The 13739-nt window shown below is 75.5% G+C and carries 14 protein-coding genes and 1 pseudogene; 12 read left to right on the top strand and 3 right to left on the bottom strand.

The genetic code is table 11. The annotated features are described in order from the left end of the window. The first annotated feature begins 84 nt into the window (after window positions 1-84). Both ACA361_RS23290 and ACA361_RS23285 read left to right on the top strand, forming a co-directional pair. Window positions 85-960 (top strand): alpha/beta fold hydrolase, encoded by an 876-nt coding sequence (locus tag ACA361_RS23290; RefSeq protein WP_375014958.1) that lies wholly within the window; start codon window positions 85-87, stop codon window positions 958-960. A gap of 117 nt (window positions 961-1077) precedes the next feature. Further along, entirely contained in the window at window positions 1078-2016 is a 939-nt protein-coding gene (locus ACA361_RS23285; RefSeq protein ID WP_375014956.1) for an RNA polymerase sigma-70 factor, read from the top strand. Window positions 2017-2028: 12 nt separating this feature from the next. Here the strand turns inward: ACA361_RS23285 and ACA361_RS23280 are convergent, their stop codons facing one another. After that, window positions 2029-2256, bottom strand: a complete 228-nt coding sequence (locus ACA361_RS23280; RefSeq protein WP_375014954.1) for a hypothetical protein — start codon at window positions 2254-2256, stop codon at window positions 2029-2031. 379 nt (window positions 2257-2635) lie between these two features. Between ACA361_RS23280 and ACA361_RS23275 the strand changes: the two are divergent. The 4 genes and pseudogenes from ACA361_RS23275 to mftR all read left to right on the top strand — a co-directional run. Continuing rightward, a pseudogene (locus tag ACA361_RS23275) lies at window positions 2636-3178 on the top strand (acyl-CoA dehydrogenase family protein); the annotation flags it as partial. Continuing rightward, window positions 3170-3694, top strand: a complete 525-nt coding sequence (locus ACA361_RS23270) for an acyl-CoA dehydrogenase family protein (RefSeq protein ID WP_375015509.1) — start codon at window positions 3170-3172, stop codon at window positions 3692-3694. The pseudogene ACA361_RS23275 and the gene ACA361_RS23270, both read left to right, overlap by 9 nt. Window positions 3695-3977: 283 nt before the next feature. Beyond that, complete coding sequence (locus ACA361_RS23265; protein ID WP_375014952.1) at window positions 3978-5462, top strand: DHA2 family efflux MFS transporter permease subunit; 1485 nt, start codon at window positions 3978-3980, stop codon at window positions 5460-5462. Between the two features lie 53 nt (window positions 5463-5515). Next, entirely contained in the window at window positions 5516-6160 is a 645-nt protein-coding gene (mftR, locus tag ACA361_RS23260; protein ID WP_375014950.1) for a mycofactocin system transcriptional regulator, read from the top strand. On the opposite strand, the gene mftG is transcribed toward mftR, so the two are convergent. Continuing rightward, entirely contained in the window at window positions 6161-7669 is a 1509-nt protein-coding gene (mftG, locus tag ACA361_RS23255; RefSeq protein WP_375014948.1) for a mycofactocin system GMC family oxidoreductase MftG, read from the bottom strand. Window positions 7670-7822: 153 nt separating this feature from the next. Between mftG and mftA the strand changes: the two genes are divergently transcribed. The 6 genes from mftA to mftF are packed head-to-tail and all read left to right on the top strand — an operon-like array spanning window position 7823 to window position 12936. Continuing rightward, window positions 7823-7948, top strand: a complete 126-nt coding sequence (mftA, locus tag ACA361_RS23250) for a mycofactocin precursor MftA (RefSeq protein ID WP_375014946.1) — start codon at window positions 7823-7825, stop codon at window positions 7946-7948. A 6-nt stretch (window positions 7949-7954) separates the two neighbouring features. After that, window positions 7955-8230 (top strand): mycofactocin biosynthesis chaperone MftB, encoded by a 276-nt coding sequence (gene mftB / locus ACA361_RS23245; protein ID WP_375014944.1) that lies wholly within the window; start codon window positions 7955-7957, stop codon window positions 8228-8230. Beyond that, window positions 8227-9468 (top strand): mycofactocin radical SAM maturase, encoded by a 1242-nt coding sequence (mftC, locus tag ACA361_RS23240; protein ID WP_375014942.1) that lies wholly within the window; start codon window positions 8227-8229, stop codon window positions 9466-9468. Before mftB ends, mftC begins: the two co-directional genes overlap by 4 nt. A 15-nt stretch (window positions 9469-9483) precedes the next feature. Further along, complete coding sequence (gene mftD / locus ACA361_RS23235) at window positions 9484-10686, top strand: pre-mycofactocin synthase MftD (protein WP_375014940.1); 1203 nt, start codon at window positions 9484-9486, stop codon at window positions 10684-10686. 1 nt (window position 10687) lies between these two features. Continuing rightward, a complete protein-coding gene (gene mftE / locus ACA361_RS23230; RefSeq protein WP_375014938.1) occupies window positions 10688-11452 on the top strand; it encodes a mycofactocin biosynthesis peptidyl-dipeptidase MftE in 765 nt (254 codons plus the stop codon). Continuing rightward, entirely contained in the window at window positions 11449-12936 is a 1488-nt protein-coding gene (gene mftF, locus ACA361_RS23225) for a mycofactocin biosynthesis glycosyltransferase MftF (protein ID WP_375014936.1), read from the top strand. The genes mftE and mftF overlap by 4 nt, the downstream gene beginning before the upstream one ends. Here mftF and ACA361_RS23220 read toward each other — a convergent pair. Continuing rightward, on the bottom strand, window positions 12926-13732 hold the full coding sequence (locus tag ACA361_RS23220) for a mycofactocin-coupled SDR family oxidoreductase (protein ID WP_375014934.1): 807 nt from the start codon (window positions 13730-13732) through the stop codon (window positions 12926-12928). The two genes, mftF and ACA361_RS23220, sit on opposite strands and share 11 nt — an antisense overlap. Window positions 13733-13739: the final 7 nt, after the last annotated feature.

Below are 13739 nucleotides of genomic sequence, written 5' to 3'. Positions count from 1 at the left end.
CGACTAATGCTATCTCCCCCGCTTGACACGTTAGGTCGATGATCTCTATAACTAATGCATCTTCTTCCCAGAGAGGCATTAGTCATGGCGTTCCCCCTGCTGGCCCGAACCGTCCACCGGCACGTGGAGGTCGACGGCGTCCGCGTCTTCTACCGCGAGTCGCTCCCCGAGCGCGACGACGCGCCCGTGCTGCTGCTCCTGCACGGATTCCCGTCCGCCTCGCACCAGTTCCGCCGCCTCATCGACGCGCTGGGCGGCCGCTACCGGCTCATCGCCCCCGACTACCCGGGCTTCGGGCACACCGAGGCCCCCGCCGACTTCACCTACTCCTTCGACCGGCTCGCCGACATCACCGAAGGCTTCATCGGCGCGCTCGGACTGACCCGCATGGTGATGTACGTGTTCGACTTCGGCGCGCCGGTCGGCCTCCGGATCGCCGAACGCCACCCCGAGTGGATCGCCGGCCTGATCGTCCAGAACGGCAACGCCTACACCGAGGGCCTGTCCGACGCCGCCCGCGACTTCATCGCCCTGCGCCCCGGCCGGCCCGGGGCGGAGCAGGCCGTACGCGACCTGCTCACGCTCCCCGGAACGCGCGGCCAGTACCAGACCGGCGTCGCCGACACCGAACTGCTCGCGCCCGACGCCTGGACGCTCGACCAGCACTTCCTCGACCTGCCCGGACGCAAGGAGGCCCAGGTCGCGCTCGCGTTCGACTACCACTCCAACCTCGAACGCTACGCGGCCTGGCAGGCATGGCTGCGCCGGCACACCCCGCCCACCCTCATCACCTGGGGCGGCAACGACCCGTTCTTCCCCGCGTCCGGCGCGCACGCCTACCTGCGCGACCTCCCCGACGCCGAACTCCACGTCTTCGACACCGGCCACTTCGCCCTCGAAGACCACCTGCCGGAGATCGCCCCGCTCATCGCCGGCTTCCTCGACCGCGTCTGGAAGTAGCGGCGGCCGCCGGCGGCCATGTGGCCTACGCCACTGCGCGCGGGCGTCACACGGCGGCGCGGACCGGCATCTTGTGCACGTGGGACGATCGGGAGCGAGCGGGCGGAGGAACCGGCGATGAGGAGCGAGCACAGCGAGCCGACCGCGGGAACGGCAGGGGCACCGGCCGCCCGCGCCGGAGGGGACCCCGCCACCGAGGCGTTCATGACCCACCGCAACCTGCTGTTCACGGTCGCCTACGAGATGCTCGGCTCGGCCGCCGACGCCGAGGACGTCCTCCAGGAGACCTGGCTGCGGTGGACGGGCGTCGACCTGGCCTCGGTACGGGAGCCGCGCGCCTACCTGATCCGGATCACCACCCGGCAGGCGCTGGGCCGGCTGCGCGCGCTCGGCCGCCGCAGGGAGTCCTACGTCGGGCCGTGGCTGCCCGAGCCGCTGCTGACCGCGCCGGACGTGGCCGAGGACGTCGTGCTGGCCGACAGCGTCTCGATGGCGATGCTGCTGGTGCTGGAGACGCTGGGCCCGACCGAGCGGGCGGTGTTCGTGCTGCGCGAGGTGTTCGACCTGCCGTACGAGGAGATCGCCGAAGCCGTCGGCAGGACCGCCGCGACGGTCCGGCAGATCGCCCACCGTGCCCGGGCGCACGTCGCCGCGCGCCGGCCGCGCGGGACCGTCTCCGAGGCCGAGAACCGCGGCGCGCTCGCGGCGTTCCAGCACGCCGTCACGACGGGCGATCTGCAGGGCCTGCTGGACGTCCTCGCGCCGGACGTCGTCTTCCTGGGCGACGGCGGCGGGATCAGGGCGGCCGCGCCGGGGCCCGTCACGGGCGCCGGCCGGGTGGCCCGGCTGGTCGCCGGCGTGCGCAGGTTCGGCACCGCGGCGTCGCTGCGGCCGGCGCAGGTCAACGGCCACCCCGCGCTGGTCTTCCGGCTCGGCGGGGCGGTCGACACCGTCTTCGCCGCGCGCGTCGAGGACGGCCTCATCACCGGCCTCTACGCCGTGCGCAACCCCGAGAAGCTCACCCGTGTCGAGCGGGAGACCGCCCTGAGCCGCTGAGCCGCCGGGCCGTCAGCGGCGGCCGTGCTGGGAGGTGCCGCCGCTCCGGGTCCCCTTCCGGCGGTTCAGGTAGAAGAGGACGCCGCCCGCCGCGAACGCCGCGAACGCGTACGCGAGGTTGGTGCCCGCCCCGGCGGGGTCGGTCATCGCGAGGACGAGGAACGCGACGCCCACCACGGCGGCGAGTCCCACGTACACCAGGTTGTAGGCGCTCCACGCCTTGTCCGTCTTGTTGCCCATGGCCGATCCTTTCGGTGGATTTCCAAAAAGACACTAGCGTTTGTAAGAGGTACGGACGGTGAACACGGGCGGTATCGGGGATGAAGGGGCCGGCCGGGCGGGTCAGGAGGGTTCGCCCTGGGGCGTGATGACGAGAGGCGCGGCATCAGCGTGCCCAGCGCGAAGGTGGCCGACACTGCCGCGCGGACCCGCGTCAGTACGCACTTACTCGCTTGGGCTACGGTGGGTCCGCAACAACCGTTCGGAGGAGGCGCGAGTGGACTTCGACCTGCCGGAGAGCGCGATCGCGGTGCGCGAGGGCGTGGGGGCGATCGCCGGGAAGTACGACCAGGACTACTGGGACCGGTGCGACGCCGAGAAGCGCTGACCCGAGGAGGTCTGGCGGGAACTGGTCGACGGCGGCTGGCACAGCCTGGCGATCCCGGAGGAGTACGGCGGCGCCGGGCAGGGCCTGCTGGAGCTGGCCGTGGCGCTGGAGAGCCTGGCGGGCGGCGGCGCGGGCGGCGCGGCCTCGTTCATGTACCTGCTCACCCCGGCGTTCGGCGGGCTCACCATCGCCCGGCACGGCACCGAGGAGCAGAAGAGCGCGTTCCTGCCGAAGATCGCCGCCGGTGAGCTGGAGACCTGCTTCGCCATCACCGAGCCGGACGCCGGCAGCAACGCCGTCAACATCACCACCCACGCCCGGCGGGACGGCGACCACTACCTGATCAGCGGCCAGAAGATCTGGATCTCCGGGGTCGAGCGGGCCGACCACATGGTGCTGGTCACCCGGACGATCCCGGCGGCCGAGGCGAAGCCGCGCACGGCGGGCTTCACCGTCTTCCTCGTCGATGTGAAGAAGGCCGAGGCCGAGGGGACGCTGACGTACCGGCCGATCCCCAAGCTCGGCACCAACACCGTCGCCTCCAGCATGGTGTTCCTGGACGACGTCCGCGTCCCGGCGGGCAGCGTCCTCGGCGCGCCCGACCAGGGCTTCGCGGTGCTGTGGGACATCCTCAACCCCGAGCGGATCCTGGCCGCGGCCGGCGGCGTCGGCTCCGGCGAGCTCGTCCTGGAGATCGCCTGCGCGTACGCCCGCGACCGCGCGCCGTTCGGCAGGCCGATCGGCGCCAACCAGGGCATCGCGTTCCCGCTGGCCAAGATCAAGGCGCAGCTGGAACTAGCCCGGCTGATGACCTACAAGGCGGCCTGGCTGTGGGACGCGGGCAGGCCGTGCGGGTCGGAGGCGAACATCGCCAAGCTCACCGCCGCCGACGCGGCCTGGCAGGCGGCCGACCGCGCCTTCCAGACCCACGGCGGCATGGCGTACTCCCTGGAGTACCCGGTGGCCCGCATGTTCCGCGACGCCCGCATCGCCAAGAACATCCCGGTCGCCGAGGAGATGGTGCTGGCCCACATCGCCCAGCACGAGCTGAACCTCCCCAAGTCCTACTGAAGGGCGCCGCCCGCCGCTGACCCGCCCGGTGCCGCGCGGGACTCCCCTCCCCCGCGCGGCGCCGGGCGGGCCCGGCCGCCGGCCCGACCAGGTACCGGTGCCCCGGCCGCCCACGCCGGACCGGCGACCGGCGGGCGGCCCGGCGCCGCCCTCTACAATGATCACGATGCCCGCGCCGCCGGCGACGGCGCCGGCGGGCCCGGAAGCCGGCACCGGTCGGCACCTCCCGAGCGGCGCTCTCGTCCGCCCGACCTGCCCCCGCTCTTACCTAAGGTGCGCCTCCATGACCGGACCCGCGACCCCGCCGGCCGCGGCCGATGCCGCCGCGCCGCCGCGGACCGCGCTGCTGATCGGCGTGCTGGTCGCCTCGGCCTTCGTGATGATCCTGAACGAGACGATCCTGAGCGTCGCGCTGCGGGACCTGACCGTCGACCTGGGCGTGTCGACCACGACGGTGCAGTGGCTGACCAGCGGGTTCCTGCTGACCATGGCGGTGGTCATCCCGACCACCGGGTTCCTGCTGGAGCGGTTCACGCCGCGGCAGATCTTCGTGGCCTCGCTGACCCTGTTCAGCGCCGGGACGCTCGTCAGCGCGCTGGCCCCGGGCTTCTGGGTGCTGCTGGCCGGACGCGTCGTGCAGGCGTGCGGCACCGCGGTGATGCTGCCGATGCTGATGACGACGGTCATGCGGCTGGTGCCGCCGCAGCGGCGCGGCGCGACGATGGGCACGATCACCATCGTGATCGCCGTCGCCCCGGCGCTCGGGCCGACCATCGGCGGGGCGCTGCTGTCCTCGCTGGGGTGGCGCTGGATGTTCTGGACGGTGCTGCCCCTGTCGCTGGCGGCGCTGGCCATCGGCGCGGTCTGGCTGCGCCTCGACGGGCGGACGCGGCCGGTGCCGCTGGACCTGCCGTCGGTGCTGCTGTCGGCCGCCGGGTTCGGGGGCGTGCTGTACGGGCTGTCGTCCATCGGGGAGTCCGGCGGCGGGGAGCACCCGGTACCGCCGTGGGCGCCGATCGCGGCCGGTGCCGCGGCGCTGGCGGCCTTCGTGCTGCGGCAGCTCCGCCTCCAGCGCCGCGACCGGGCCCTGCTCGACCTGCGCCCGTTCGCGCACCGGAGCTTCGTGGTCGCGCTCATCCTGACCGCGCTGCTGTTCATGTGCCTGCTGGGCGCCGCGGCGATCCTGCTGCCGCTCTACCTGCAGACCGTCCTGAAGACCAGCACGTTCGTGAGCGGGCTGGCCGTGCTGCCGGGCGGGCTGGTCCTCGGGCTGCTCGGCCGTCCGGTCGGGGCGCTGTTCGACCGGTACGGCGCCCGGCCGCTGGTCGTCCCGGGCGCGCTGGCCATGGCGGTGTCGCTGTGGCTGTTCACCGCGCTCGGCGCGGGCTCGCCGCTGGCCGCGGTGATCACCGTCCATGTGCTGCTCATGGCGGGGCTCGGGCTGATGATGACGCCGCTGATGACCGAGTCGCTCGGGGTGCTGCCCGACCACCTCCACTCGCACGGCAGCGCCATCCTGTCCACGCTCCAGCAGGTCGCCGGCGCGTTCGGCACCGCCGTGTTCGTCTCCGTCGCCGCCCAGGGCAGCGCCGCCGCGGCCGGCACCCCGGACGCCGCCGGGCTGCGCACCGCGTTCGCCGTCGCCGGGTGCGTCGGCGTCCTCGCGGTGATCGCCGCGCTGTTCGTCCGCCGGAGCCCCGCCGCCGCGGGCGACGCGGCGGCGGCCGAGAACGCCGGTGGCCCGCGCGACAAGGCGCTGCACCACTGACGGCACCGCCGGACGCGCGGACCGCCGCCGGCCCGGCATGGCAGGCTGGTGCCGTGACGACCGACAGCGGGAGGCGGGGCGGCGCCGCGGCGATGGGGCGGCCGCGGGTGACGTCGCGGGCCGCCCTGGAACGGCTCGCGTTCGCGCTGTTCGCCCGGCAGGGGTTCGACGCGACCACGGTGGACGACATCGCGGCCGCGGCGGGGATCGGGCGGCGGACGTTCTTCCGCTACTTCGCCTCCAAGAACGACCTGGTCTGGGGCGACTTCGAGGACCACCTGCAGATGCTGCGCCGGCTGCTGGACGAGACCGGCCGGGACGTGCCGCCGATGGAGGCCATCCGCCGGGCGGTCGTGGAGTTCAACCGGTTCGACCCCGACGACGTGCCCTGGCACCGGCAGCGCATGCGGCTCATCCTGGAGGTGCCGACGCTGCACGCGGACGCGACCCTGCGCTACGCGTCCTGGCGGGAGATCATCACCGGGTTCGTGGCGGCGCGCACCGGGCTGCCGGCCGCGTCGACGGTCCCCCGGCTCGCGGGCAACGTCGTCCTCGCCGCCGCGGTCAGCGCGTACGAGCAGTGGCTGTCGGCCGAGGACGGCGCGGCGCTGTCGGACCTGCTGGACGAGACGCTCCGCCAGGTGACGGCCGGGCTGGGCGCGGTCCTGGATCCGGCCGGGGCCGCCTCCGGGCCCTGATCAGCCGGGCCCGCGCATGGCGCGGGCGATGACCTCGCCGACGAGGACGGCCGTGGCGGCGGGCCCGCGCAGCGGCGCGGCGGGCAGGACGGAGGTGTCGGCCACGCGGAGCCCGGCGACGCCGTGCACCCTGCCCTGGCCGTCGACGGCGGGGCCCATCGGCACGGTGCCGCAGGTGTGCTGGGACGTGCCGAGCCGGGCGCGGATCCACTCGTCGAGCAGGCGGTCGTCGTCCAGGGTCGCGGCGTCCGGCCCGGTCAGGCCGCGCGACACCGCGGCGAACGCCGCGGTGCCCGCCACGGCCGCGGCCGCCCGCACGGCCTCCCGCATCCGGCGGCGGTCCGTGCCGGTCCGCAGGTAGCCGTAGTCGATGTACGGGCCCGTGCCGGGATCGGCCGACACGGTCCGCAGCCCGCCGGACCGCACCGGGGCCTGCACCGACACCAGGAACGCCAGGGGCGCGCCGGGGACGTCCGCGGCGCCGGTGACCAGGCCGGCGAGCGGGACGAGCGACTGGAGGATCTCCAGGTCGCCGGGCTCGCCGCCGCCCGACGTCAGGTGCAGCGCCCCGCCGAGCCAGGAGCCGGCGGGCTCCGCCATCGGCCGCCGCGGCGTCCACTCCAGCACCACCTGCGGGTGGTCGCTCAGCGCGGCGCCGACCGCGGGGAGGTCGTGGACGGCGGGGACGCCCAGGCCCTCCAGCGCGGCCGCCGGCCCGATGCCGGACAGGTGCAGCAGGTGCGGCGTGGCCAGCGCGCCCGCGCACAGCACGACCTCCCCCGCCTCCAGCGTGGACGGCCGCCCGCCGCGTTCGGCCACCACCCCGGTCGCCCGGCCGCGGCGGACGGCCACCGACCGCACCTGGCAGCCGCCGAGCACGGTGAGGTTGGGGCGGCCGAGCGCGCCCAGCAGGTAGGCGATCCCGGTGTTGATCCGGCGCCCGTCCACCGCGTTCACCGGGACGGGGCCGAAGCCGGGCGGGTCCTGGGCGTTCTTGTCGGGCTCGTCCGGGTGCCCGAGCTCGCGGGCGGCCTCGCGGAACGCGGCGGCGGCCGGGTGCTCCAGGCGGGTGCGGCGGACCGGGACCGGACCGGCGCCGCCGTGCAGGGCGGTGGCGCCGTGGTCGAGGTCGTTCTCCAGGGCGCGCAGGAGGGGCAGCACCCGCTCGTAGGACCAGCGCGGGTCGCCCGCCGCGGCCGCCCACCGGTCGAAGTCCGCCCGCCGGGCCCGGACGAAGTAGCCGCCGTTGACGGTGGTGGAGCCGCCGAGGATCCGGCCCCGGGCCGCCATGTACGGCATGCCGGGCATGAGGCGCGCCGGGAACGTCCGGACGGCGGCGTGGCCGGTCCGCGCCCCCGGGACGAGCCGCGCGTCGAGCAGGTCGCCGGTGAACCCGTCCAGGCCGCGCGGCACCGGCCCGGCCTCCAGGAGCAGGACCTCGCGCCCGGGGTCCTCGCTGAGCCGCGCCGCGAGGACGGCGCCGGCGCCGCCCGCGCCCACGACGAGCACGTCGGGACGCCTCTTCCGGCGGGCGCTCGCCCCGGACGCCGACAAATCACCCTCCCGGCCTTCCTTATGACACTCGATGCACTTAGTATCACCGCAAGGCCGCGCCGGGCCACCCCCGGCCCCTGACGGCCACGGCCCACCGGAGGAGGACCCATGGACACCACCGCCCCCGAGAACCAGTCCCACGACCCGGCCGACGACCGGACCGCCGCCGAGCTCGCCGACGCCGAGTCCCTCATCGAAGAGGTCTCGATCGACGGCATGTGCGGCGTCTACTAGGCCGCCATGCCCGGTATCGACATGGACCGCGCCTGGGACCTGCACCCGCAGGTCTCGGTGCGGCCCGAGCCGTTCGGCGCGCTGCTCTACCACTTCGGGACGCGCAAGCTGTCATTCCTCAAGGACCGCCGGCTGCTGGCGGTCGTGCAGACCCTCAAGGACGCGCCCACCGCCCGGGACGCGTGCGCGACGGCCGGGGTCCCCGCGCCCGACCTGGACCGGTACGGCGCGGCGCTGGCCGCGCTGCACCGGTCGTCCATGCTCGTCGAAAGGACCTCATGACCGCCACCACGGCCGCGGCCCCGCGGCTGGTCGACCTGTTCGAGCGCGGGCTCGACGCGCCGATCTGCCTGACCTGGGAGCTCACCTACGCCTGCAACCTGGCCTGCGAGCACTGCCTGTCGTCCTCGGGGCGGCGCGACCCGCGCGAGCTGAGCACCGCCGAGGCCAAGGCCGTCATCGACGAGCTGGAGGCCATGCAGGTCTTCTACGTCAACATCGGCGGCGGCGAGCCCACCGTCCGCTCCGACTTCTGGGAGCTGCTGGACTACGCCACCGCGCACCACGTGGGCGTGAAGTTCTCCACCAACGGCGTGCGGATCACGCCGGAGGCGGCGCGGCGGCTGGCCGCCAACGACTACGTCGACGTGCAGATCTCGCTGGACGGCGCGACCGCCGAGGTCAACGACGCGGTGCGCGGGCCCGGCTCGTACGACACCGCCGTGCGGGCGATGAAGAACCTGGCCGACGCCGGAATGAAGAACTTCAAGCTGTCGGTGGTGTGCACCCGGCACAACATCCCGCAGATGGACGAGTTCAAGGCGCTCGCCGACCGGTACGGCGCCCAGCTGCGGCTGACCCGGCTGCGCCCGTCCGGCCGCGGCGCCGACGTGTGGGACGAGCTGCACCCCGAGCCCGCCCAGCAGCGCGAGCTGTACGACTGGCTGGTCGCGCACGGCGAGGACGTGCTGACCGGCGACTCGTTCTTCCACCTGTCGGCCTACGGGCAGGCGCTGCCGGGCCTGAACCTTTGCGGCGCCGGTCGGGTGGTGTGCCTGATCGACCCGGTCGGCGACGTGTACGCCTGCCCGTTCGCCATCCACGACGAGTTCCTGGCGGGCAACGTCCGCGAGGAGGGCGGGTTCGCCGGCGTGTGGCGCGGCTCGGAGCTGTTCCGCGAGCTGCGCGAGCCGCAGAACGGCGGGGCCTGCACGTCCTGCGCGTTCTACGACAGCTGCAAGGGCGGCTGCATGGCGGCCAAGTTCTTCACCGGGCTGCCGCTGGACGGGCCCGACCCCGAGTGCGTCCAGGGCCACGGCGAGGCGCTGCTGGCCGCCCGCCCCGAGGACCGCGCGGGCATCCCCAGGCCGTCGGCCGACCACTCCCGCCGCACCGCCCCGGCCCGGCGGAAGAGCTCCGGGCCCGTGCCGGTCACGCTGGCGCGCCGCCGCGAGGACCTGGACCGGCCGCCGGTGAGCGCGTGCGCCGAGGACCCGCTCGCGGGCCTGCGGGCGCCCTGAGAGGAGACATCCCTGATGCCGAGAAACCCCTGGTTCGAGACCGTCGCCGAGGCGCAGCGCCGCGCCAGGAAGCGGCTGCCGTACATGGTGTACGGGGCGCTGGTGGCCGGTTCCGAGCGCGGCCGCACGATCCGGAACAACACCGACGCGTTCGGCGACCTCGGCTTCGCCCCCCGCGTCGCGGGCCACCACGCCCAGCGGGACCTGTCGACGACCGTGATGGGCGTCGAGACGTCGATGCCGGTGCTGATCTCCCCCACCGGCGTGCAGGCCGTGGACCCCGACGGCGAGGTCGCGGTGGCGCGGGCCGCCGCCAGCCGCGGCGTCATCATGGGGCTGAGCTCGTTCGCCAGCAAGCCGGTGGAGGAGGTCGCGGAGGCCAACCCGAACGTCTTCTTCCAGATGTACTGGAGCGGCGACCGCGACGCGATGGTCCAGCGCATGGACCGCGCGCGCAAGGCCGGCGCGAAGGCGCTCATCGCCACCCTGGACTGGTCGTTCTCCAACGGCCGGGACTGGGGCAGCCCGATGATCCCGGACCGGATCGACCTCAAGACGGCGGTGAAGCTGGCGCCCGGCGTCCTCCCCCACCCCGGGTGGCTGTGGCGCTTCGCCAAGACGGGCCGCATCCCCGACCTGACCACGCCCAACCTCGCGCCCCCCGGCGGGACGGCGCCCACGTTCTTCGGCGCCTACGGCGAGTGGATGCAGACGCCGCCTCCCACCTGGGAGGACGTGGCGTGGCTGCGCAAGGAGTGGGACGGCCCGTTCATGCTCAAGGGCGTCACCCGCGTGGACGACGCCAGGAAGGCCGTCGACGCGGGCGTGACCGCCCTGTCGGTCTCCAACCACGGCGGCAACAACCTCGACACCACGCCCGCCACCATCCGGGTGCTGCCGGCCATCGCCGAGGCGGTGGGCGACCAGGTCGAGGTGCTGCTGGACGGCGGGATCCGGCGCGGCGGGGACGTCGCCAAGGCGCTCGCGCTGGGCGCCCGCGCCGTCCTCATCGGCCGCGCGTACCTGTGGGGCCTGGCCGCCAACGGGCAAGCCGGCGTGGAGAACGTCCTGGACATCATGCGCGGCGGACTCGACTCCGCCGTGCTGGGGCTCGGCCACGCCGGCGTCCGCGACCTGTCCCCGGCGGACCTGGTGATCCCGCCGGACTTCCGGCTCACGCTGGGCGGCGGCGCGGTCCCGGACGCACCGGCGGGCTGACGTGCGGCACGAGGGGCGGCAGGAGGGCCGGCCCGGGGAGGGCGGCCTCGCGGGCGCGGCCTGGCCGGAGGTCCCGCCGGACCCGGCGGTCCTGGTGCCGGTCGGCTCGACCGAGCAGCACGGGCCGCACCTGCCCCTCTCCACCGACACGGTGATCGCGCGGGCGGTCGCCGAGCGGGCGGCGGCCCTGCTGCCCGGGCCGCCGCTGGTCGCGCCGGCGATCGCGGTCGGCGCCAGCGGCGAGCACGCCGGCTTCCCGGGGACGGTCTCCATCGGCCACGAGGCCCTGAGCGCCGTGCTCGTGGAGACCGTGCGCTCGCTCGCGCTGTGGGCCGGCCGGATCGTCTTCGTCAACGGGCACGGCGGCAACGTCCCCACCCTGGACGCCGCCGTCGGGCGGATGCGGGTGGAGGGGCACGACGCGGCCTGGGTCGGGTGCACCGTCCCGGGCGGTGACGCGCACGCCGGCTTCACCGAGACCTCGGTCATGCTGCACCTGGCCCCGGACCTGGTCCGGCCGTTCGGCGGGGTCGCCGGCGACGCGCGCCCGCTGCCCGAGCTGATGCCCGAGCTGGTCGCGCGCGGCGTCCGCGCGGTCTCGCCGTCCGGGGTGCTCGGCGACCCGGCCGGAGCGTCCGCCGCGGCCGGCCGCGAGATCCTGGAGGCCATGGTCGCCGCGGCCGCCCGCCGGATCGGCGGCGGCCGGGCGGACGGGCGCGGCCGGCTCCTCGCCCCCGGCGCCCCGGCCCCGGAGGCGCGGCCGTGACCGGATCCGCGGACGGCCGGCGCTCCTTCCCTCTCCCGGCGGGCTTCCCGATCGCGCTGGAGCGCGGGACGTCCCTGTGGACGGGCGGCCGGGTCGCCACCGGCGGCGCGCCGTGGAAGGTCGTGCGCCTGGGCGCGGCGGCCCGCCCCCACCTGGCCGCGCTGCGCCGGGCGGGGGCGCGCGGCCTGGCCGACGACTCCCCCGTCGGGCGGGCGCTGGCCCGGCGGCTGCTCGACCACGGCCTGGCCGACCCGGTCCCCGCCCCGCGCCCCGGCCCGCACGACGTGACGGTCGTGATCCCGGCGTACGGCCGTCCCGGCGAGCTCGAAGGGACCCTGGCGGCGGTCGGGGGCGTGCCGGTGATCGTCGTGGACGACGGCTCGCCGGACCCCGGGCCGCTGCGCCGCGCGGCCGCCGCCCACGGCGCCCGGCTCGTCCGGCACGACCGCAACCGGGGGCCCGCCGCCGCGCGCAACACCGGGCTGCGGGCGGCCGGGACGCCGTTCGTGGCGTTCGTGGACTCCGACTGCCGCCCCGAGGCCGGCTGGCTGGACGTCCTGATGCCGCACTTCGACGACCCGCGCGTCGCGGCCGTGGCGCCCCGGGTGGTGCCGCGCGCCGACGGCGCGCGGCTGCTGGCCCGGTACGAGGCCGCCCGGTCCGCGCTCGACATGGGCGTGCGGCCGGCGCTGGTGCGTCCCGGAGGCAGGCTCGGGTTCGTCCCCACGGCGACGCTGCTGGTGCGCGCCGCGGCGGCGCGGGAGGCCGGCGCCGCGTTCGACGAGGACATGCGGCTGGGCGAGGACGTCGACTTCGTCTGGCGGCTGGGCGACCGCGGCTGGAACGTCCGCTACGAGCCCGCCGCCCGCGTCTCCCACGCGCCGCGGCTGCGCCCGGCCGAGTGGGCCCGGCGGCGCCACCAGTACGGGACGTCCGCCGCCGACCTGGCCCGCCGCCACCCCGGCCGGCTGGCGCCCGCCCGCCCGTCGCTGTGGAACCTCGCCGTCCTGGCGCTGCTGGCCCGGGGGCGCCCGGTCCCCGCGGCCGCGTGCGCGGCGATCGCCGCGGCGCTGCTGGCCAGGCGGCTGTCGCGGCTGCCGGCCGACTGGAGCCTGGCCGTCGCCATCGTCGGCAAGGGCGTGACCGCCGACGCCGCCGCGCTCGGGCACGCGCTGCGCCGCGAGTGGTGGCCCGCCGGGCTGCTCGCGCTGGCGGCCGCGCCGCGCAGCCGCACGGCCCGCGCCGCGGCGCTGGCCATGCTGGCGCCGGTCGCGCTGGAGTGGCTGCGGGAGCGGCCCGCCGTCGGCCCGGCGTCCTACACCGTCCTGCGGCTGGCCGAGGACGCGGCGTACGGGTCCGGCGTCACGGCGGCCGCGGTCCGCGCGCGGACCGCCGCGCCGCTGCTGCCGGACGTCCGCCTCCCCGAGGCGCTCCCGCCCGCGCTGCGGCGGGCGGGAGCCGCGCTGCGCCGGATCAGCGGTTGATCGCCCCGAGGTCGACGCGCACCTGGTCGCCGGTGATGTACCTGCCCTCGTCGGAGGCCAGGAACGCGACGACGCCGGCGATGTCCTCCGGCTCGACCATCTGGTACGGCAGCGCCGGCATGTAGATCGGGCCGAGCATCGGGGACTCCTCGATGTAGGTGTGCAGCGAGGTGTCGGTCATGCCGGTCCGCACGCCGTGCGGGTGGATCGTGTTGACCCGGATGTCGTACTCGCCCAGCTCGTTCGCCAGGGTCTTGGCCAGCCCCACCACGCCGTGCTTGGAGCTGGCGTAGTGCGCGAGGAAGGGCAGGCCCTTCTCGCCCGCCACCGAGCTGATGATGATGACCGAGCCGCCCTGGCCCTGCTCGATGAGCGTCGGGACGGCGGCCTTGACCGTCTTCCACACGCCGGTGAGGTTGACGTCGATCAGGTCCTGCCACTGCTCCTCGGTCAGCTCCCAGGTGCGGCCGTAGTTCATGATCCCCGCGTTGGCCACGACGATGTCGAGCCGGCCCAGCTCGGCGACGCCGTCGCGGACGACGGCCTCCAGCCCGGCCAGGTCGCGGACGTCGACGTTCCGGGCCACGGCGCGGCGGCCCTGCTCCTCGACGAGCTTGGCGGTCTCGGCGAGCTCGGCCTCGGTGGCGGGCTCGTACTTGACGTACGTGCTCGCCGGTCCGGCGATGTCGACCGCGATGATGTCCGCGCCCTCGGCGGCCAGCCGCACGGCCTCCGCCCGGCCCTGGCCCCGCGCCGCACCGGTGATGAACGCCACCTTGCCCGCCAGACGCGCCATTACGTAC

Origin of the sequence: Actinomadura sp. 21ATH, from assembly GCF_041951345.1 — a bacterium.
Lineage (GTDB): Bacteria > Actinomycetota > Actinomycetes > Streptosporangiales > Streptosporangiaceae > Spirillospora.
This window is presented reverse-complemented; position numbering and strand designations above follow the sequence as displayed.

Excerpts from the sequence above, each read along its gene's own strand:
- ACA361_RS23290 (WP_375014958.1), top strand. The coding sequence starts at position 85 with ATGGCGTTCCCCCTGCTGGCCCGAACCGTCCACCGGCACGTGGAGGTC.
- ACA361_RS23285 (WP_375014956.1), top strand. The coding sequence starts at position 1,078 with ATGAGGAGCGAGCACAGCGAGCCGACCGCGGGAACGGCAGGGGCACCG.
- ACA361_RS23280 (WP_375014954.1), bottom strand. The coding sequence starts at position 2,256 with ATGGGCAACAAGACGGACAAGGCGTGGAGCGCCTACAACCTGGTGTAC.
- ACA361_RS23270 (WP_375015509.1), top strand. The coding sequence starts at position 3,170 with ATGGTGTTCCTGGACGACGTCCGCGTCCCGGCGGGCAGCGTCCTCGGC.
- ACA361_RS23265 (WP_375014952.1), top strand. The coding sequence starts at position 3,978 with ATGACCGGACCCGCGACCCCGCCGGCCGCGGCCGATGCCGCCGCGCCG.
- mftA (WP_375014946.1), top strand. The coding sequence starts at position 7,823 with ATGGACACCACCGCCCCCGAGAACCAGTCCCACGACCCGGCCGACGAC.
- mftB (WP_375014944.1), top strand. The coding sequence starts at position 7,955 with ATGCCCGGTATCGACATGGACCGCGCCTGGGACCTGCACCCGCAGGTC.
- mftC (WP_375014942.1), top strand. The coding sequence starts at position 8,227 with ATGACCGCCACCACGGCCGCGGCCCCGCGGCTGGTCGACCTGTTCGAG.
- mftD (WP_375014940.1), top strand. The coding sequence starts at position 9,484 with ATGCCGAGAAACCCCTGGTTCGAGACCGTCGCCGAGGCGCAGCGCCGC.
- ACA361_RS23220 (WP_375014934.1), bottom strand. The coding sequence starts at position 13,732 with ATGGCGCGTCTGGCGGGCAAGGTGGCGTTCATCACCGGTGCGGCGCGG.